Raw genomic sequence first — 19,041 nt, forward strand, 5'->3', positions numbered from 1 at the left:
CCCTAGACTACGGCACCGCACGGACGCGACCGCGGGTCAGCCCGCAGCCGCGCCCGCCGCCTCACTTCTGGTCGTACAGCTTGAGCGCCAGGAAGCCGTGCGTGAAGGCCGCACCGGCACGCAGGGCCGCGGCGATCATGATCGCGCGCGACAGGTGCTCCTCCGTCGCGCCCGCCTTCTTCGCCTTCGCGACGTGACCGGCAAGGCAGTAGGGGCACTGCGTCGTCGCGGCGACGGCGATCGCGATGAGTTCGCGCGTGAGGACGCTCAGGACGTCGTCGGCCGGGTCGAAGACGGCACCGTCGAACGCCTGGAACGCCTCGACCGCACCGCCTGCGGACTGTCGCAGCGGACGCAGGTAGGACCGGTCGCCGGGCTCATGGAAGTGCTCCAGCTCCGCACCCTGCTCGTACGCCTTGTGCGCCAGGAATCCGTGCGTGTACGCGGCACCCGCGCGCAGACCGGCGGCCACGTACACGGCGCGGGCCACCTCCTCGCGGCTGGCGCCGGCCTTCTTCGCATTGCCCACGTGCACGTCCAGGCAGTAGGGGCACTGCGTCGTCGAGGCGACCCCGATCGCGATGAGCTCCTTCGTCCGCAGGTCGAGGACCTCGTCGTCCCTGTCGAACACCGCCGCGTCGAACGCGCCGAACGCCTTCGTCTGGCTGGGCGCGACCTCCGCCAGCACCTTCTGGTAGTCGAAGTCTCCGGACTCGTGGTAGTGCATCTGTGAACTCCTTCGTCAGCCCGCGGGGCCCCTGCCCCGCTCCTGCGACCAGCCGATCACAGCCGACTCGCACCTGTCCAGAGTGTGACGATCCGCGACAGGTGCGGACGCGGGGCGGCTCGCGACGCTGTCGCAGGTCAGACGCCAGCACCTCCGCCGAGGCCGTGTCCGGCCGCGCGACTCAGTCCAGTCCCAGCAGGCGTGCTCCGTTGTCGTGGAGGATCTTCCGCTCGACGTCCGCACCCAGCCCCAGGCCCAGGATCGCGTCGATCTGGACGGAGTAGGGGTAGGGGATGTTGGGGAAGTCGCTGCCCAGCACCACCTTGTCCTGCAGATCGACCAGGTCGCCCACGAGCTCCGGCGGGAACGGCGCTGTCTCCTCGACGTACGGGGTGAAGGTCATGCACGTGTCGACGCACACCCGTTCGTAGTCGTGGGCGAGCCCCAGGAACTCCGCGTACTCAGGGGTGCCGGTGTGCGCGATGACGAGGGCCAGGTCGGGGTGCCGGCTCAGCACCTGCCGCACGGGCTCGAGGCCCGTGTGCCGCCCCGGCACCGGGCCGGAGCCGCAGTGGATGACAACGGGGACCCCAGCCTCGGCGATCTGGGCCCAGACCGGGTCCAGCAGCGGATCCGCGGGGTCGTACCCACCCACCTGGATGTGGGACTTGAAGACCTTCGTGCCGGCCTCGAGGGCTCGGCGGGTGTAGTCGGCGGCCTCGGGTTCGGGGTAGAACGTGGACGTGTGGGCGCAGTCCGGGGTGCGCGCCGCGAAGTCCGCGGACCAGCCGTTGAGCCATTCAGCCATCCCGGCACGGTGCGGGTAGAGCATCGACGTGAACGCGCGCACGCCCATGTCGCGCAGGCGCTGGACACGCGCCTCCTCGTCCCAGCGGTAGGCGATGGGCCAGGCACGCAGGCCGCGCTCCCCCGCGTGGTCGAAGTAGTCCCACACCTTCGTGAGCACGTTCTCCGGCATGAAGTGCGTGTGGATGTCGACGAAGCCGGGGATGCCCAGGTCCGTGGCGATGCCGCGGAGGCGCTGGGGCTCGTCCGCGGGCAGGTCGACGGTGGTGGGCGCGTGGCCTGTGAAACCGGGCGCGTCTGTGGGCTCGGGAGTCGCAGTCATGCCGCCATCGTAGAACGAACGATCAGTGAGGAGGCGGGCGGGGCCGGTCGAAGCAGGAGCGCCGCAACCCACTTTATCCACAGAACGGACGAGCCCTTCCGCTGGCGAATGGTTCTCATTACGGTGATTCTCAGGAGTGGCTCAGGTCACAGTCAGGCGACTCACCGGCGAGCAGAGGACCGTCCGATGGAGGCAGTGGAGATCATCCGTGCTGAGGTGCGCGATCTCATCCGCATGCGCGGGATCGATCCGCGGTCGGACGCGCGCCCCACCGCGGACCTCATCGACGAGGTGATCCGCTCCTACGACGAGCGCACCCTGTCCGGCTCGCTGCCCCTGCTGGCGGATGCGGACGCGGCCCGCCGCAGCGTGCTGGACGATCTGACCGGGTACGGGGCGATCCAGCAGTTCCTGGACGACCCCTCGGTCGAAGAGATCTGGGTGAACGGACCGCACGCGGTCTTCGTGTCGAGGCACGGGGTCTCCGAACTGACGCCGGTGGTCCTGACGGAGCCAGAGGTCTCCTCGCTCATCGAGCAGCTGCTGCGCACGACCGGACGCCGGGTCGACCTCTCCTCGCCGTTCGTCGACGCCTCCCTGCCGGACGGCTCCCGCCTCCACATCGTTCTGCCGGACATCACGCGAACCCACCCGGCGATCAACATCCGCAAGTTCATCGCGCACTCGCGCAGTCTGAACGACCTCGTGGAGAAGGGCTCGCTCACGCCGGCGGCCGCACGGTTCCTGGATGCCGCCGTCGCCGCGGGGGCCAACGTCCTGGTGTCCGGGCAGACCCAGGCGGGCAAGACGACGATGCTGGGCGCGCTGTGCGGGTCGATCCCCGTCCGCGATCGTGTCATCACCTGCGAGGAGGTGTTCGAGCTGTCCGTGCCCGCCCGCGACTGGGTCGCGATGCAGTGCCGGCAGTCCAGCCTCGAGGGGACGGGCGAGGTCGCCCTGCGGCGCCTCGTCAAGGAGGCCCTGCGCATGCGGCCGGACAGGATCATCGTGGGCGAGGTCCGCGAGGCGGAGAGCTTCGACATGCTCATCGCCATGAACGCGGGGCTGCCGTCGATGGGGTCGGTGCACGCGAACTCCGCCCGCAGCGCGATCACGAAGATGTGCACGCTGCCGCTGCTGGCGGGCCCCAACATCGGCTCGTCGTTCGTCACGCCCACCGTCGCCGGTTGCATCGACCTGGTCGTCCACCTCACCCTGCTGCGCAACGGCTCCCGCCGCGTCCAGGAGATCGTCGCCGTCCCCGGCGGAATCGAAGGCGAGACGGTCGAACTGGAGACCGTCTTCCAGACGGACGCGGACGGCAGGCTGGTCCGCGGCCGCGGGTTCAGCCACCTGGGTGACCGCATCGCCGCGATCGGGAAGAACCTCCACACGCTGCTGGAGGCCGCGTGACCACCACTCTCATGGCGACGCTGTGGGGCATCGTCCTGGCCGCCGGACTCCTGTGCATCTGGTCCTCGTTCTGGGAGGCGCCGGTCAAGCGCCGCGAGCGGTCGCGCTTCGTCGCCGAGCTGGCCGACGACCTCGTCGCCGCAGACCTGCCCCGCGTCTCGCCGACGCATCTGCTGCTCATGTGCGCCGGCGCCGGTCTCATCGTGTGGCTGGTGGGGTACGCACTCACCGCGTCCGTGCCGATCAGCCTGTGCTTCGCGGGCTTCGCCTGCGTGCTCCCCTACGCGATCGTCCGCCGGCGGGCCCGGTCCCGCGAGGTCGAGCGCCGTGTCCTGTGGCCGGACGCGATCGACCACCTGCACTCCGGCGTGCGGGCCGGCATGTCCCTGCCCGAGGCCCTGGCCGCCCTGGCGCACCGCGGTCCCGACGGTCTGCGGCCCGTCTTCCAGGTGTTCGAGGACGAGTACCGGGCGACAGGCTCGCTGACGCTCGCGCTCGACGCCTTCAAGCAGGCGAGCGCGGACCCCGTCGCGGACAGGATCGTCGCGGCCCTGGCGGTGACGCGCGATGTGGGCGGAACGGAGCTGGGCACGCTGCTGCGGACGCTGGCCCAGTTCCTGCGGGAGGACGCGCGCACGCGGTCGGAGCTCACCGCCCGGCAGAGCTGGACCGTCACCGGTGCACGCTTGGCGGTCGCCGCGCCCTGGGTCGTGCTGGCCCTGCTGGCGACGCGAGGGGAGGCCGCCGCGGCCTACAGCACCGCGCAGGGCACGATGCTCCTGGGCGCAGGGATGATCATCTCGCTGGGCGCGTACCAGGCGATGAAGCGGATCGGCCGGCTGCCCGCCGAGCCGCGGGTGCTGCGATGAGTGCGGCGCTCTGGTCGCACGTCGACGTCTTCAATCCCAGCGTCGCGGTCATCATGGGACTGGTCCTGGGGGTCGCACTGGCGTTGACCGTCGCACAGCTGCCCATCCTGCGCAGGCCCACCCTGGAGGACCGGATCGCGCCGTACCTGCGGGACCAGCCGCGCGTCGCCTCCCTCTACAGCGCCCCCGCAGGCCCCCGGACCGGAGTGCTGGGGATCGGTGCCCAGCTCGCAGCGCGGGCGGGGTCCTGGCTGGCCTCGCGGATCACGACGGACGCCTCCGTGGTGCGCAGGCTGGAGCAGCTGGGCGGTGTGACGACGATCGAGCGCTTCCGCACGCGGCAGGCCCTGTGCATCCTCGCGGGGCTGGCCGGCGGCGCCGCGGTGGGCGCGGTCTCCGCCGTCACCCGCGGGTTCTCGCCGCTCATCCTCGTGGGACTCATCCTCATCGGCGCGGTTCTGGGTCACATCGTCAACGACTGGTGGCTCACCCAGCAGGTGCGCGAGCGCGAGCAACGCATCATGGCGGAGTTCCCCACGGTCGCCGAGCTGCTGGCGCTGTCCATGACGGCGGGCGAGGGCACGATCGACGCACTGGAGCGCGTGTGCCGCTCGACCCGGGGCGAACTGAGCCAGGAGCTGTCGCGCGCCCTCGCGCAGGTGCGGACCGGCACGCCCCTGGTCGACGCCCTCGACGAGTTGGGCCAGCGCACCGGCAACCCGTCCATCATCCGATTCGTCGACGGCATCGCGGTCGCCACCTCCCGCGGCACACCCCTGGCGGAGGTCCTGCGCGCCCAGGCCGCAGACGTGCGCGAGCACGGGCGCAGGGCCCTCATGGAGGTGAGCGGCAAGAAGGAAGTGGGAATGCTCATACCGGTCGTCCTCTTCGTCCTGCCCGTCACCGTCGTCTTCGCCCTGTACCCCACCCTGGCCGTCCTGCAGCTGGGTCCCTGACCACGTCCGCCGACCACGACTCCCACCCGTTCCCGCACCCGCAAGGAGACCCCCCATGTTCACCCGTCTGCACGCGCTGCTCGTCACGACGCTCGCGACGCTGCTCACCACGCTGCTGCGCCCCCGTGCCGAGTCCCCACCGTCCCGGTCCCGAGGCCGCCGCGAGACCCGCGCGGACCGCGGCGATGTGCCCGGCTGGGTCCTCATCACCGTCATGACCGCGGCGCTTGTCGTCGCGCTGTGGGCGCTGGCCGGCGAGGCCTTCACGTCACTCTTCACGGACAGCATCAACCGGGTGCGGCAGGCGGGCTGACTCTCCGATGGGCGCCAACCGGACCACGGCCTCGGCGGGGCGGCGATCGGACAGTGGGTCGGGCCGTCAGGACAGCGGGTCGGCCGTCGCCGAGTTCGTCATGGTCTCCGCGCTGCTGGCGCTCGTGTTCGCGGCCCTCCTGCAGATCGGTCTGGCCCTGCATGTGCGGAACACCGTGGTCGACTCCGCGATCGCGGGGGCCCGGATGGCTGCCGCCGTCGACCGCACCGAGGCGGACGGCGCCCGCCACACCGCCACGCTCATCGCGGCGGCGGTCGATGAGCGCTATGCGCAGGACATCCGGGTCGACACCGCGCAGGCCGGACCGCAGGAGCTCATCACCGTGACCGTCCGCGTGCCCGTCCCCGTCGTGGGCTTCGCGGGCGTGGGGCAGACGTGGGAACTCACGGGACGGGCGTTCGCCGAGGACGCAGCGCTGTGACGAATCGCCCTGGTCGGATGCGACCGGACGCCGGGACCGCGCCCATCGAGTTCATCTTCGGCACGACCGTGCTGCTGCTCCCTCTGCTGTTCCTCATCGTCTCGCTGGCGCAGGTGCAGGCCGGGCTCTACGCTGCCCAGTCCAGCGCGATCGACGCCGCACGCACGGCGTCGCGGTTCCCGGCTGACGCGCACGCATCCGCGCAGTCCATCACCCGCCTCCACTTCGAGGACCACGGGCTGGAGGACGCGGAATGGGACATCGACCTCCACTGCTCCACGACGTGCACCACCTCCGGCGCCCCGGTCACCGCGACCGTGACCGCGAAGATCCCCATCCCGGGCATCCCCGCCATTCTGGGCGAGACGCGGATCCCCCTCATGGTCGTCCGCTCGTCGCACACGGACCTCATCGCCCCGGTGGTCGAATGAGAGAGCCGGTGACGCGTGAAGGAGGCAGCGCGGCCCAGCGGACGGCCCGTCTCCTGCGCTCCCTGTGCCGTGCGGAGCGGTCCGACGAGGGCTCGATCACGCCGCTGACGATCGGGTTCGCCTCGATCGCGCTGGCACTCATCCTGCTGGCCGCCCTCATCACCGACGTGTGGCTGGCGCACCGCAAGCTCTTCGCCCTGGCGGACTCCGCAGCGCTGGCGGCGGCCGAGTCGTTCGACCCCGCGCCCACGGAGGAGCCGGGCATCCTCCTGACGGATGACGGCGTGTCCACCTCCGCCCGCGCGTACCTGAACGCCGTCGACGTGTCACCGCGCTACTCCGATGTCCGGCTGGTGGGCAGCAGCCCCGACGGACTCAGCGCGCACGTCGATCTGCGCGCCACCTACACGCCGGTCCTGCTCTCGCCCTTCAGCGCCACCTGGATCGAGCTGGAGGCGAGCGCGACCGTCCGCGGCGCGCTGCGACTCTGACACGCGATGCACCCTCCCACTCTGCGTCACAGGTCTGACGGCCTGACTGGACCACGACCGGCGCACGGTCCTGTGGACGGTGGCACGCCGGTCCACATGCGACGGCCCGGACAGCCGGCTCCGCCGTGATCAGTCCATCGTGCAGAGGGTGAGCACCTCGATCATCCATACCCTGACGCGCACCGGCCCGCAGAGCCTCAGCGTGACGGCGCCGGGCTGGGTCCCCGCCTCCGCGGTGCTGGAGTCCGTCGCGACCCAGACCAGTGATCCTGTCCGGGGGGCCGCCGCCGCATCCGGAGCCACGTGGTCCCAGTGGTCGGCGACTCACCCGGTTCTCGTGCGGGGTGCGCACGTCCCCACCCTGTCTCCTGCGACCCCCACCCCTGCGGGGCACGCCCGCGTCGTGGTGCGGTCGGGGCCCGAATCCGGGTTCGCGGTCGCCCTGCCCCAGGGCGAGTGGACACTGGGCCGCGGAGCAGCCGCCGACGTGCCGCTGGCGGACCCGTTCCTGTCCCGCCGGCCCCACCTGCTCGTCAACAGCCCTGCCGGGATCCGGATCGACGGTGCGGTGGAGGACGACGCGGTGGTGGGGTCGACCGCACTCCTGCTGCCGCATCACGTCATTCGGAGTCCTGCGGGTCAGTCCTCCCCGTCTCCCTCCGCGCAGGAGCCCCTCGAGTGGCCCGTACGCCAGGACGTCGCCCCGGTCCGGAAGCCGTCGTGGCTCGTGTTCGCCGCACCCGTCGTCATCGGGATCGTGCTGGCGCTCGTCGTGGGCACGTGGTGGTTCCTCCTGCTGAGCGCCGCCGGTCCCCTCACCGCCGTCCTCACGCTGCGCGGGGACCGGCTCCGGTTCGCGCGGGAGACGGTCCAGGCGGCGCGCGACCATCGCCGCGCGGTCGACCGGACCATCCAGGAGCTCGAGACCCGATTGTGCGCCTTCACCGCCGAACTCGACCGGATCGCCTACGGCGGACGCCCTCCCCCCGCGGAGTCTCCTTCCGGGCAGTCGCCGCCGTCGAATTCGCGGTCGTCCATCGGCCCTTCGCCACCGCCCGCACCGGCTTCCACTGCGGGCACGCTGCCGGGAGGCGAGCGCATCCTGGTCCTCGGACTGGGCGATGTCGTGAGCACGGCGTCCGTGGAACTGCCTCGCGATCGTGCAGCCCGGGGTCAAGCCCGGCGGCGGCTGCCGCCCCACGTCGTCGCGGGTGATCGGGCGCTGCTCATCGCCCACAACGCTCCCCTGCTGATGGATCGCGCGGCGACGGTCCGGATCGACGGTCCCGAGGCCGCGGTCCTGTCCGTAACCCGGTCCCTGGTCTCCGCGCACCTGGCAGCCGGGTCCGGATGTCTCGCTCCTGGCCTCTTCCCGGAGTTCGCAGGTCTGTCCGGACTCGCCTCTCCCTGCACCGTCGCAGTCCTCGATGCGGAGGAGACCAGGATCGGCTCCCCCGAGGACGGTGGTCGTGGCGGTGCAGAAGCCCCCCTGTCCGTGCTGGTGCGCGGCCCGGAAGCGACAGAGGACTCCCCCGTCCTCACCGTCACGTGCGGTCCCGCAGGCCGGCCCGCGCACATCCGCGTCCCGGCTCCCGACGGACCGGCTGCTTCCACCGGCACCGGCCTCGCGGCCGCCTCCCCCTCCACCGGCCGGACCGGGCGCGCGTCACTCCACCCCTCGTTCGGCCGGCCCCTCACCGGGCCCGCGCATCCGCACTCTCTGAGCAGGGCAAGCGCGATCCGCATGCTCGCATCGATCACGCCACGTGTCAGCGGTGCCGCGACCTCGCTCCCGCCCGCCGCACAGGTGCCCACGACCGGGGTCGTCGACCTCCTCCGTCTCTGGGACACGACCGGCAGGCACGGCCACGGCCCGCTGGTCGCACCGCTGGGCGTCCCGGTCGACGTGCCCCGGAGTGCGGCCTCGGCGGCGGTCCTGCCGAGCACCGCGCCTCCGCACGACCCCCTCGTCTCCCGCGACCCCCTCGTCTCCCGCGACCTCTTCCTCCTGGACCTGCGCACCTCGGGCCCCCATGCACTGGTCGCCGGCACGACCGGCAGCGGCAAGTCCGTGCTGCTCGAGACCTGGCTGGAGGCGCTCTGCCGCACTCACTCCCCCGAGGACCTGCGCCTGGTCCTGCTGGATTTCAAGGGCGGTGCCAGCCTGTCGCGGTTCCTCGAGCACCCGCATACGGACTGCCTCCTCACCGACCTCGACGAGGCCGCCGCCGTGCGCGCCCTCCGCAGCGTCACCGCGGAGGTGGGTCGCCGCGAACTCCACCTGTCCCGGGCCGGGTGCCGCGACATCGACGCGCTGCTGGACCGGTCGCGCACCGATCCTGCGATCGTGCGTCTGCCGCGCCTCCTCGTCGTCATCGACGAGTTCCACGTGCTCACAGGCCTGGGTCCGCACGTCGTCGCCCAGTTCGAGCGGCTCACCGCCGTGGGCCGCTCGCTGGGCGTCCACATCGTCCTCGCGACCCAGCGCCCGTCGGGGGTGGTCTCCGCGCGGATGCGCGCCAACATCGCCCTGCGGATCTGCCTCCGCGTACGCGATGACGCGGATTCGCACGAGGTGCTGGGCATCCCGGACGCCGCCCGACTCGATCCACGGACCCCCGGCGTCGCGCTGGTCTCCGACGAGGCTGGGATCCGAGCCCTGCGCTGTGCGATCCCGGACGGTCCGAAGCTCCCGCGGCAACCGGTCCGGTCGGAGCCTCCGGCCCCGCACGCGGTCGTGCGGTCGCTGACGGATGACGCCGAGGTCGTGGTCCCGCTCCCCTGCCCGTCACCGCCAGCTGCACGGACGTGGGATGGTCCGCAGGGGCCACGGCACGAGGTCATCGCACCGCCCCTGCCCGACCGTCTCGAGGGTGCCCAGGTCCCCGGACAGAGCGAACAGGACCCCCAGGTGCCCCGACGGGAGGAGGGAGTCCGCACCGGCGGTGACGCCCGCCTCGGCGACCGTGCGGTGGGACTCGTCGACCTGCCCCAGCAGAACCGGACCGCTCTCGTGGAGCTGACGGCGGCCTCGGGGTCGGTGACGGTGTCCGGTGGGCGCGGCAGGGGCTGGACGACGACGGTCGCCGCGCTCGCGCACGCGTTCGCGGCGACCGGTCTGCCGGTCGTCCGCGTGGACACCGCGCGGACGGGCGACATGGACGCGCTGCCCTTCGTCGACGTGTCCGGTGTCCTGCGGCTCTCGCACGCGCAGGGGTGGATGATCGACCACCTCCTCGACGTGTGCACGGCATCCGACGAACCCGTCGTGTGGGCGATCGACGACTGGGACGAGTTGGCGCACGCGCATCCCACCGGTCCGCGGATCGACCGGCTCGAGCGGCTGATGGCGGGGAGTGCCGGGATGCGCTTCGTCGTGGCCGCGCCGCGGCGTGGGATCGGGCAGCGGCTGGCCCAGGCGGCGACCACCCGCATCGTGTTCCCGCCTGCGGCGGACACGGACGTCGTGCTCTTCGGACTGAGCGCCGCCCGGTTCCGCGGTGAATGGCCACCCGGTCGCGCCGTCATCCTGGGCGCGGAAGCGCAGACGGACGACCGCGACGGGGCGGACATCCAGTTCGTTGAGCGTGCCGAGGCTCAGGACAATCGACCGATCAGCCGGGGACACGCGGACACGACTCCGGGGTACGCTGTGCGCACACACGCACTGTGCACACACGCGCTTTGGACCGGGTTTGAGCGGTCGAGCACTGCGGACCGGAATATGATCGCGATCGGTGTGGATCCGGGCGGTCGCGAGCTCGGCTGGTCCCCCGATCGTGACGGCGCGGTGCTGACGGTGCGGTGCCTGCCCCCATTCGTCGACGGGCCGGAGATCCGAGTGCTGATGGAGACGCTCCGCGCCGCGGGCATCACGGTGCTCGACCAGCGGCAGGACCGGGGTCCGGACGTCCGGGCGGCGAGCGCGGTGGAACCGGTCTGCGTCCTCGCCGGCGCGCCGGGACTGCGCCCGGCGGGGCTCCCGGACGCTGCAGCGCCGGGACCCACACTGCTGCTGGGCGACTGGCGGGACGCGGAACTGCGCGCTGCGGGGCATCGGTGGCTGGCGCCGCTCCCGCCCGCAGCCCGCGCGTCATGGTGGTTGAGCGATGCCACAACCACGCCCGTGCGACTCGCCCTGGTTCGACCGGATGCGACATAGACTCATCAGCATGACGTCCGAACATGGAACTTATTCCGTTTCCGATGGGACCAAGGTCGACTTCGCCGACGCCATGGCCACGTGGCGGGCGAACCTCCGCTGACCTCGCTCTGCGTCCATCAGGACGGAACGATCGGCGACGGGTACCTCCAGGCGCCTCGAGCAGTCGCCGACACCCCGGACGCGGACGTCGAGGAACTCGCCGCCGAGCACCGGTTCCTCTGCTACCAGCGATACGCCACGGACCTGCCCGCGGACGGCGGCGCTCCGACCCTCACCGCGCAGGTCGCGCAGGCGCGATCCCGCCGTCCACCGTCAGAGCCCGCGCGGCCCGCGACCTGCCCGATCCACTACGTCGAACTGTCCGCCACCGGAGTGTGCTCCGACTGCGACTGACCGCGACGACCGGGTCAGGTGCGCCGGCCCAGTGTGCGGACCGTCATCAGTCCCGCACGAGCGTCGTGTACGACTCGAGCACGCGCGCGGACCCGGCCTCCAGCAGCTGATCGACCAGCGCCCGCTCCGTCTCCATCGCGTCCGTCACCTCGACAACGACCGGGGTGTCGACGGACAGTCGAGCGACCAGTGCCTGCAGGTCCTCGACGTTCCCGTCGACGCTGCCGATCGTCAGTTCCGTGGCGTCCTCACCGCCGGCGACGGCGAAGACGTGGTCACCGCCCGCAGTGGTCGGGTCGCCCCCCGCCGAGGCCGCCGCACCCGATCCGTCCGCGCCCGGTCCGCCTGCGGCCGGCTGCCCCGCATCGGAGCCGCTCGCACCCGGTGCGCCGGCGCCCTCATCCCCGCCGCGCTCCTGCGCGTAGGACACCGCGAATGCGGTCACCGGTCGCTTGTTGATGTTCTCCTCCGCAGCGTCCCCGCGGGGACGCCAGAGGGCGGCGCCGTGGGCGCCCGCGGCCTCCGACAGGAAAGCGGGTGTTCACCTGTCCGATGCTCATCTGCGCCGCCGGATCCTGCGCGTTCACCCGCTCGTACCAGCCGGCGAACGCCTGTGTGAGCGCCACGGAACCCGTGTCGATGACCTGCAGATCCGCCGTCCGGTCCAACCCCGCGGCTCCCAGCGCACCCGCCTCGATCCGCACGATCCGGGTCGTGAACAGGGACGTGAAACCCACCGCGCGGGCGAACGCCCCCGCGGCTTCATCCCCCGCCGCCAGCCGCGTGCGCAGACCCAGGCCGTCCAGCGACGTCCCCGCGGCCTCGGCGACGGCGGCGGTGAGCAGAGCGGAACCGACGCCTGCACGGCGCTCCTCCGGCGCCACCTCGACGTGGACCCATGCACGCGTGGGGTGGGCCGGGGACTCCGCGACCGCGGCAGCACCCACGACGACGCCGCCCACCGTCGCGACGACGGTGCGGGTCAGCGGCGAGGCACCGGGCTCGCGCAGCAGCGCACGGGCGGCCAGCTGCGCGGGGCTGGTGGGATCCGGCAGCACCTGGGCGAGCGCGCGGTCGTCGCCGTCCTTCCACGCGCGGATGGTGACGGACGACGGTGCGGGGGTGCTGGGCGACATGGCGACTCCTGCGCGGGCGGGGACAAAGCGGGCTGACGGGACTGCGGCGGGCCGACGGGATCGGACCGCCGCGATCGACTGGGTCCGATCCTATCGGCGGCGGACCAGGGGCGGCGGCGACCCGGATGACCGCGTCCGCTGTGGGCGGTACTGTTCGTGAATATGAGCGCACACGATTCCGACCAGGCGACGCATCTCGCCCAGCAGGCGGCCCAGGTCCTCAACGACGCGGCCGGCATCGACGGCCATGACATCGCACTGGTCCTGGGCTCCGGCTGGGGCGGCGCGGCGGACCTCCTGGGCGAGACGATCGCGGACACCGCGGCAGAGGACGTGACCGGCTTCCACGCCCCCGCCGTCCCCGGTCACGGCGGCCGCCTGCGCACGGTCCGCCTGCCCGGCGGCGCGCACGCGCTGGTACTGGGCGCCCGGCGCCACTTCTACGAGGGCCGCGACGCACAGGCCACTGCACACGGAGTTCGCGTCGCGGCGGCTGCCGGCTGCTCGACCCTCGTCCTCACGAACGGCTGCGGCGGCCTCAATCCGGAGTACGGTCCCGGCTCCGTCGTCCTCATCGAGGATCACATCAACCTGACCGGCTCCACCCCGCTGACGGGGGCGAATTTCGTCGACCTGACGGACCTGTACTCCTCGCGCCTGCGCGGCATCGCCCGCGACATCGACCCCTCGCTGCCGGAGGGCGTCTACGTCCAGTTCAGCGGCCCCCAGTACGAGACGCCCGCAGAGGTGCGGATGGCGAAGACGCTGGGCGGCGACCTCGTGGGCATGTCGACGGCGCTCGAGGCGATCGCCGCCCGCGCCGCCGGACTGGAGATCGTGGGCCTGTCCCTCGTGACGAACCTGGCCGCGGGCATCCAGGAGACGCCGCTCAGCCACGAGGAGGTCATCGAGGCGGGCCAGGCCGCGGGCCCCCGCATATCCCGGCTGCTGGCCCAGATCGTCACTCGGATCGCAGAGGACTGACATGACCCGTGTCGCGAGCGCCTTCACCGCCGGATTCGACGCGGACATCGTCCGCGCGTGGATCCAGGACGACCCGGACCCCACCACCCGCGCAGAGCTGAGCGAACTGCTGGAGACGGCGCTCGCGGAGTCCGGCGATGCGGCCTCGGAGGCGCTCGCGGAACTGACGGACCGCTTCCAGGGCCTGCTGGAGTTCGGCACCGCGGGTCTGCGCGGCGAGATCGCCGCCGGCCCCCACCGCATGAACCGCGCCGTCGTCATCCGTGCGGCGGCCGGGCTTTCCGCGTTCCTGACGGAGCACACCCCGGACGGCGAGCCGTTCACCGTCGTGATCGGCTGCGACGCCCGGTACGGGTCCGCAGACTTCGCCCGCGACACCGCCGCCGTCGTCACCGCCGCGGGCGGTCGCGCACTGCTGCTGCCGGTCAAGCTGCCCACCCCGGTGCTGGCCTTCGCCGTCCAGCACCTGCAGGCGGACGCCGGGGTCATGGTCACCGCCTCCCACAACCCGCCGCGCGACAACGGTTACAAGGTCTACCTGGGACTGCGCCCGCTCACCGCCCTGGACGCGCAGACGGCCGCCCACGGCGCCGGCGCCCAGATCGTTCCGCCGGCGGACGCGCTCATCGCAGAGCGGATCGCGGACGTCGAGTCCGTCGCCGCCGTCACCCGCGCGGAATCCGGCTGGGAGCCACTGGGGTCCGAGGTCGTGGCCGCCTATCTGGACTCGCTCGCCCAAATGGGCGCACTGGCCGATCCGCGCGGCACCCTGCGCATCGTCACGACCGCCCTGCACGGTGTGGGTGCGGCGACCCTGGCCCGCGCGCTCGAGGCCGCCGGCTTCGCGGACGTCCGGCCCGTCGAGTCCCAGCGCGACCCGGACCCGGACTTCCCCACCGTCGCGTTCCCCAACCCGGAGGAGGCCGGCGCGCTCGACGAGGCCATCGCGCTTGCCGATGACGTGCAGGCCGACCTCATCCTCGCGAACGACCCGGACGCCGACCGCATGTCCGCCGCGGTCCCCGCCCCCGACGGCTCCGGCTGGTACCAGCTGTCCGGCGACGAGGTGGGGCTGCTGCTGGGCGAGGCCGTCGCGCAGGCGCTGAGCGACGGCGGGACCGCGGCCGAGGCCGTGGCCGGGGATGCGGCCGAGGCCGGAACCGAGGTCCCGTCGCAGGGGGGCGACTCGACCGCGGGAGTCTCTGCGGCCTCGGCGGGTCCGGTGTTCGCCAGCTCGATCGTGTCATCCCGGGCGCTGGGCGCGCTGGCCGCACGGCACGGGATCGCGCACACGCCCACACTCACCGGGTTCAAGTGGATCTCCCGCGTGCCGGGCATCGTCTACGGCTACGAGGAGGCGCTGGGCTACTGCGTCGCACCCGCGAGCGTCCGCGACAAGGACGGGATCAGTGCCGCGGTGCTGTTCGCCTCGTTCGCGTCGCGCCTGCGTGCGGCCGGTCGCACCCTGCCCGATGAACTGGCGCGCATCCGCGCGGTCGACGGCGTGTTCCGCACGCAGCCACTCACGTTCCGGTTGGAGGACACCTCCCTCATCGCCCGCGCGATGTCCGCGCTGCGGGCGCACCCGCCGCAGGAGCTGGGCGGCTCGCCCGTCACTCGCGTTGCGGACATGGCGGAGGGCTACGAGGGACTGGCGCCCACGGACGGGATCGTCCTCCTCACGCAGGCGGGCGACCGCGTCATCGTGCGCCCGTCCGGCACCGAGCCCAAGCTCAAGTGCTACCTCGAAGCCGTCGAGACGGCCGACGAGACGGTCGACGAGACCCAGGCGGATGAGGACGCCGCGCAGGACCCGCAGGCGCTCGTGGGCCCCGCGTGGGATGCCGCCGGTGCCCGCCTGGCGGCGATCACCGCGGATCTGCGGGCGTTCTTCCGCCTCTGACGCGGGCGAAGCGGAACGTCAGCCGCGACGAGTCATGACGAGGATCGCGGCGCCCCAGAACGCGTTCACGACGATCGTCTGCCCGGCCAGGTACCACAGCAGCACCCTCTGCTCCTGGAACAGCAGCAGGACGAACAGGAACAGGACCATGCTGCCGACGCCTACGACGTAGCCGACCAGCGCTGCTGATCGCAGGAGGATCGCACGGTCCCGCTCGTCTCCGGGCTCGAACGCACTGGCTCGCCAGAGGTCGGACACTCCACGGCCGCGCCGCGCCATGAGCGCCATGCCGTACTGCGCGACCGCGGCCACCAGGAAGACGAGTCCGGTCAGCCACGTGTCATAGACCCAGAACAGGACGCCCGCCACCGCGAACAGCAGCGAGAAGACGGCATTCGTGGGTGAGACGCGTAACGCGCTCAGACCCGCACCGCGACCTCCGTTGCGGCGACCCGCGCCGCCCGAGGACGCATCGACCGAGGGCCTGGGATCACGAGTCGACATCGAAGACCTCCTCCACCGTCGTCCCGAAGAAGCGGGCCAGATGCACGGCCAGCTTGAGCGACGGATCGTATCGTCCCTTCTCCAGGGCGTTGATCGTCTGCCGGGAGACCCCCACCTGGGTGGCGAGTGCCTGCTGCGACAGGCCGCCCTCCATCCGCAGTTCACGGATCCGACTGTCCATGTGTCAAGCGTACTTGACAAGCCGCGGACATGTAAAGCACGCTTGTCCTGTCAAGCACACTTGACACCGTCGCCTCCCCCGGGATGCAGGCGGAACGGACGTCACGGCGCCACTGGACTCACCCGCTGACGACACCGTGGACCACGACCCGCTCCACAGGAACGAGGACCTCTCATGGAATCCCTGCAGACCTTCGCCGACTCCTTCCCCGCCGCCCTCCAGTGGCTCGCGATCATGCTCGTGGGCGCGATCCCCTTCGTCGAGGGCTACGGCGGCTCGGTCCTGGGCGTGGCGATCGGCGTCCCCGTCCCCATCGCGATCCTGGCCGCCGTCGTCGGGAACGTGCTCACCGTGGCCGCGACCGTCTCGATCGCGTCGTCGATCCGGGAGAGGGCCACGGCGCGCAGCGCGGCCCAGAGCGAGGGCACCGCGGACGGCTGGACGCAGGACCCCGACGAGGCTCGGACGAGTGGACGAGGCAAGGACCGCATCCGCAGGCTCTTCGACCGCTACGGCGTGCCCGGCGTCAGCCTCCTGGGCCAGTGGGCCCTGCCCAGCCAGATCACCGCTCCGACGCTGGTGGGCTTCGGCGCCTCGCGCGGCAGCGTCCTCGTGTGGCAGACGATCGGGATCGTCCTCTGGGGCATCGTCTTCGGCGCGCTGGCCGCCGCGGGCTTCAGCCTCGCGATGCGGTGATGCCGCGCGCCGGGCGACCCACCGTCGCAGGTGAGTCGACCGGCGCCGGAGCCCCGCCCCGCGCCGCCGGGCCTCAGCCGGCGATCTGGTCGAGGATCGCCTGCGTCCCCGACAGACCCAGCCGCGACGCCCCCGCGTCCAGCATCTGCTGCGCCGCCTCGAGCGAGCGGATCCCGCCGGAGGCCTTGACCCCCAGCCGATCCCCCACCGTCTGTCGCATGAGCGCGACGGCCTGGGCGCTGGCACCGCCGGCGGGGTGGAAGCCCGTCGACGTCTTGACGTAGTGCGCCCCGGCGGCCTCCGCCCGGCGGCAGGCCTCGACGATCTCCTCGTCGGTCAGTGCAGCGGACTCGAGGATCACCTTGACGATGGCGGCCCCGGTGACGGCGGCCTCGGGCCCGTCCGCCTCCGGCAGACCCAGGTCACGAGCGGCACCGGCCACGGCACCCACGACGCCGCGGATGTCGTCCTCGACGACATCCCAGGCACCGTCCTTGATGAGGCCCAGGTTCACGACCATGTCGACCTCGCGGGCGCCGTCCGCGACGGCGCGGGCGGCCTCGGCGGCCTTGACCTCGCTCTTGACCGCACCGGAGGGGAACCCGCAGACCGTCGCGACGACCAGGTCCCCGGTGTCCGTGAGCGGCAGGGCCGACGGCGACACGCACACGGCCAGCACACCCATCGACTGCGCGTGCGCGACGAGGGAGTCGAAGTCCGCGGTCGCGGCCTCCGGCTTGAGCAGAGTGTGGTCGACGTGGGCGACCAGGGTTTCAGCGGTGAGAGCGGTCATGGGGAGTCCTCCTCGGGACGGTGGGGCTGGGGCCGGGCTGACGGCGGCACGTCGGACGGCGGATCGGACTGCGGACTGCGGGGCCCGCGCCACCGACTCAGTGCACGCGGTCCAGGATGACAGACGCGCGGCTCTGCGCAGCGTTCCCGTCGATCGAGACTGCACCGTCCAGCATGTCGGCCGCGCGCTCGAAGCGCTCCGGCTCGTCCGTGTGGAGGGTGAACAACGGCTCCCCCTCCTCGATCGCCTCGCCCACGCACTTGTTGATCTCGATGCCGGCCGTCTGCATGACGGGAGCTCCCTGGAAGGCACGGCCCGCACCCAGGCGCCACGAGGCGTAGCCCACCCGCAGCGCGTCCATCTCCGTGATGAAGCCGGACCGCTGGGCGCGGATGTAGGTCTTCTCCTTGGCCACCGGCAGCGTCGCGTCCGGATCGCCGCCCTGTGCCTGGATCATGGCGCGCCACTTGTCCATCGCGCGGCCGTCCTTGAGCGCTGCGGCGACGTCCACGCCGGTCACGCCCGCACTCTCCAGCATCTCCCGGGCCAGCGCGACCGTCAGCTCCACGACGTCGCGCGGACCGCCGCCGGCCAGCACCTCGACGGACTCGCGGACCTCCAGCGCGTTGCCCACGGTCTTCCCCAGCGGTGCGGACATGTCCGTCAGCAGCGCGCGGGTCTTGACGCCCGCGGTGTTGCCCAGCTCGACCATCGTCTTCGCGAGCTTCTGCGCATCCGGGATGCTGCGCATGAACGCGCCGGAGCCCACCTTGACGTCCAGCACCAGCGACCCGGTGCCCTCCGCGATCTTCTTCGACATGATCGAGGACGCGATGAGCGGGATCGAATCGACCGTGCCGGTCACGTCGCGCAGCGCGTAGAGCTTCTTGTCCGCCGGTGCCAGGCCGCTGCCGGCGGCGCAGATGACGCCGCCCACCTCCCGCAACTGCGCCAGGACCTGGTCGTTCGTGAGGTCGGCCTTCCATCCGGGGATGGATTCGAGCTTGTCGAGCGTCCCGCCCGTGTGGCCCAGTCCGCGCCCGGACAGCTGCGGCACCGCGACGCCGAAGGCCGCGACGAGCGGCACCAGCGGCAGCGTGATCTTGTCGCCCACACCGCCGGTGGAGTGCTTGTCGACCGTGGGCTGCGACAGGCCGCTGAAGTCCATCCGGTCGCCCGAGTTCACCATCGCACGCGTCCACTGGCGGATCTCCGCAGAGTCCATGCCGCGCAGGTAGATCGCCATGGCCAGCGCGGCCATCTGCTCGTCGCCCACCTCGCCGCGGGCGTAGGCGTCGATCACCCAGGTGATCTGCTCGAGCGACAGCGTCCCGCCGTCGCGCTTGGCCCGGATGATGTCCACTGCATCGAAGCGCTCAGCCATGATCGTCCTCCCAGTCGTGCTTGTCCGTCACTGTATGCCCTCTCCGAGCACGTCACCAGGCTGTGGACGCGTGAGCGCAGGCTGTGTCCGGATCGTGTCCGACGGCAGTCGCCCGGGAAGCGTCCGTGCAG

20 protein-coding genes are annotated in these 19,041 nt (G+C 72.0%); 12 read left to right on the forward strand and 8 right to left on the reverse strand.

Annotated elements, in window-relative coordinates:
• Positions 1–61 precede the first annotated feature (61 nt).
• Both HGBR_RS20670 and HGBR_RS03335 read right to left on the reverse strand, forming a co-directional pair.
• Complete coding sequence (locus tag HGBR_RS20670; RefSeq protein ID WP_019157908.1) at positions 62–727, reverse strand: carboxymuconolactone decarboxylase family protein; 666 nt, start codon at positions 725–727, stop codon at positions 62–64.
• A 181-nt stretch (positions 728–908) separates the two neighbouring features.
• Complete coding sequence (locus HGBR_RS03335; RefSeq protein WP_019157909.1) at positions 909–1,856, reverse strand: amidohydrolase family protein; 948 nt, start codon at positions 1,854–1,856, stop codon at positions 909–911.
• Positions 1,857–2,042: 186 nt separating this feature from the next.
• Here HGBR_RS03335 and HGBR_RS03340 point away from each other — a divergent pair, with 186 nt between their 5' ends.
• The 9 genes from HGBR_RS03340 (at position 2,043) to HGBR_RS16250 (ending at position 11,329) form a co-directional block, all read left to right on the forward strand.
• The gene (locus HGBR_RS03340) at positions 2,043–3,269 is read left to right on the forward strand and encodes a TadA family conjugal transfer-associated ATPase (RefSeq protein ID WP_019157910.1); all 1,227 of its coding nucleotides are present in this window, start codon (positions 2,043–2,045) and stop codon (positions 3,267–3,269) included.
• On the forward strand, positions 3,266–4,138 hold the full coding sequence (locus tag HGBR_RS03345) for a type II secretion system F family protein (RefSeq protein WP_019157911.1): 873 nt from the start codon (positions 3,266–3,268) through the stop codon (positions 4,136–4,138). The genes HGBR_RS03340 and HGBR_RS03345 overlap by 4 nt, the downstream gene beginning before the upstream one ends.
• Positions 4,135–5,094, forward strand: a complete 960-nt coding sequence (locus HGBR_RS03350) for a type II secretion system F family protein (RefSeq protein ID WP_019157912.1) — start codon at positions 4,135–4,137, stop codon at positions 5,092–5,094. The genes HGBR_RS03345 and HGBR_RS03350 overlap by 4 nt, the downstream gene beginning before the upstream one ends.
• A gap of 55 nt (positions 5,095–5,149) precedes the next feature.
• Positions 5,150–5,407, forward strand: a complete 258-nt coding sequence (locus HGBR_RS03355; protein WP_019157913.1) for a hypothetical protein — start codon at positions 5,150–5,152, stop codon at positions 5,405–5,407.
• 7 nt (positions 5,408–5,414) lie between these two features.
• A complete protein-coding gene (locus HGBR_RS16245) occupies positions 5,415–5,849 on the forward strand; it encodes a TadE/TadG family type IV pilus assembly protein (RefSeq protein ID WP_019157914.1) in 435 nt (144 codons plus the stop codon).
• Complete coding sequence (locus HGBR_RS20140; RefSeq protein WP_026077294.1) at positions 5,846–6,280, forward strand: hypothetical protein; 435 nt, start codon at positions 5,846–5,848, stop codon at positions 6,278–6,280. Before HGBR_RS16245 ends, HGBR_RS20140 begins: the two co-directional genes overlap by 4 nt.
• An 8-nt stretch (positions 6,281–6,288) precedes the next feature.
• The gene (locus tag HGBR_RS03370; RefSeq protein ID WP_019157916.1) at positions 6,289–6,771 is read left to right on the forward strand and encodes a pilus assembly protein TadG-related protein; all 483 of its coding nucleotides are present in this window, start codon (positions 6,289–6,291) and stop codon (positions 6,769–6,771) included.
• Positions 6,772–6,919: 148 nt separating this feature from the next.
• Positions 6,920–10,933, forward strand: a complete 4,014-nt coding sequence (locus HGBR_RS03375; protein WP_026077296.1) for an FtsK/SpoIIIE domain-containing protein — start codon at positions 6,920–6,922, stop codon at positions 10,931–10,933.
• An 81-nt stretch (positions 10,934–11,014) separates the two neighbouring features.
• Entirely contained in the window at positions 11,015–11,329 is a 315-nt protein-coding gene (locus tag HGBR_RS16250) for a hypothetical protein (protein ID WP_019157917.1), read from the forward strand.
• 46 nt (positions 11,330–11,375) lie between these two features.
• Here HGBR_RS16250 and HGBR_RS20675 read toward each other — a convergent pair whose 3' ends face one another.
• Together HGBR_RS20675 and HGBR_RS16255 are read right to left on the reverse strand one after the other, a co-directional pair.
• A complete protein-coding gene (locus HGBR_RS20675) occupies positions 11,376–11,774 on the reverse strand; it encodes a hypothetical protein (protein WP_245533256.1) in 399 nt (132 codons plus the stop codon).
• Entirely contained in the window at positions 11,728–12,465 is a 738-nt protein-coding gene (locus HGBR_RS16255; protein ID WP_026077297.1) for a GNAT family N-acetyltransferase, read from the reverse strand. Before HGBR_RS16255 ends, HGBR_RS20675 begins: the two co-directional genes overlap by 47 nt.
• 162 nt (positions 12,466–12,627) lie before the next feature.
• Between HGBR_RS16255 and HGBR_RS03395 the strand changes: the two genes are divergently transcribed.
• Positions 12,628–13,449, forward strand: coding sequence for a purine-nucleoside phosphorylase (locus tag HGBR_RS03395; RefSeq protein WP_019157919.1), 822 nt, complete (start codon positions 12,628–12,630; stop codon positions 13,447–13,449).
• 1 nt (position 13,450) lies between these two features.
• Positions 13,451–15,352: a phospho-sugar mutase gene (locus tag HGBR_RS03400; RefSeq protein WP_019157920.1), complete on the forward strand. Its 1,902-nt coding sequence runs from the start codon at positions 13,451–13,453 to the stop codon at positions 15,350–15,352.
• An 18-nt stretch (positions 15,353–15,370) separates the two neighbouring features.
• Here the strand turns inward: HGBR_RS03400 and HGBR_RS03405 are convergent, their stop codons facing one another.
• Both HGBR_RS03405 and HGBR_RS03410 read right to left on the reverse strand, forming a co-directional pair.
• Positions 15,371–15,856, reverse strand: a complete 486-nt coding sequence (locus HGBR_RS03405; RefSeq protein WP_019157921.1) for a hypothetical protein — start codon at positions 15,854–15,856, stop codon at positions 15,371–15,373.
• Positions 15,843–16,037, reverse strand: coding sequence for a helix-turn-helix transcriptional regulator (locus tag HGBR_RS03410; RefSeq protein ID WP_019157922.1), 195 nt, complete (start codon positions 16,035–16,037; stop codon positions 15,843–15,845). Before HGBR_RS03410 ends, HGBR_RS03405 begins: the two co-directional genes overlap by 14 nt.
• 174 nt (positions 16,038–16,211) lie before the next feature.
• Between HGBR_RS03410 and HGBR_RS03415 the strand changes: the two genes are divergently transcribed.
• Complete coding sequence (locus HGBR_RS03415) at positions 16,212–16,733, forward strand: hypothetical protein (RefSeq protein ID WP_019157923.1); 522 nt, start codon at positions 16,212–16,214, stop codon at positions 16,731–16,733.
• Positions 16,734–16,806: 73 nt separating this feature from the next.
• Here HGBR_RS03415 and deoC read toward each other — a convergent pair whose 3' ends face one another.
• Both deoC and HGBR_RS03425 read right to left on the reverse strand, forming a co-directional pair.
• On the reverse strand, positions 16,807–17,526 hold the full coding sequence (deoC, locus tag HGBR_RS03420; protein ID WP_019157924.1) for a 2-deoxyribose-5-phosphate aldolase: 720 nt from the start codon (positions 17,524–17,526) through the stop codon (positions 16,807–16,809).
• Between the two features lie 97 nt (positions 17,527–17,623).
• Positions 17,624–18,910, reverse strand: a complete 1,287-nt coding sequence (locus HGBR_RS03425) for a thymidine phosphorylase (RefSeq protein ID WP_019157925.1) — start codon at positions 18,908–18,910, stop codon at positions 17,624–17,626.
• Positions 18,911–19,041 lie beyond the last annotated feature (131 nt).

The organism is Brevibacterium senegalense (assembly GCF_000285835.1).
GTDB classification, from domain to species: domain Bacteria; phylum Actinomycetota; class Actinomycetes; order Actinomycetales; family Brevibacteriaceae; genus Brevibacterium; species Brevibacterium senegalense.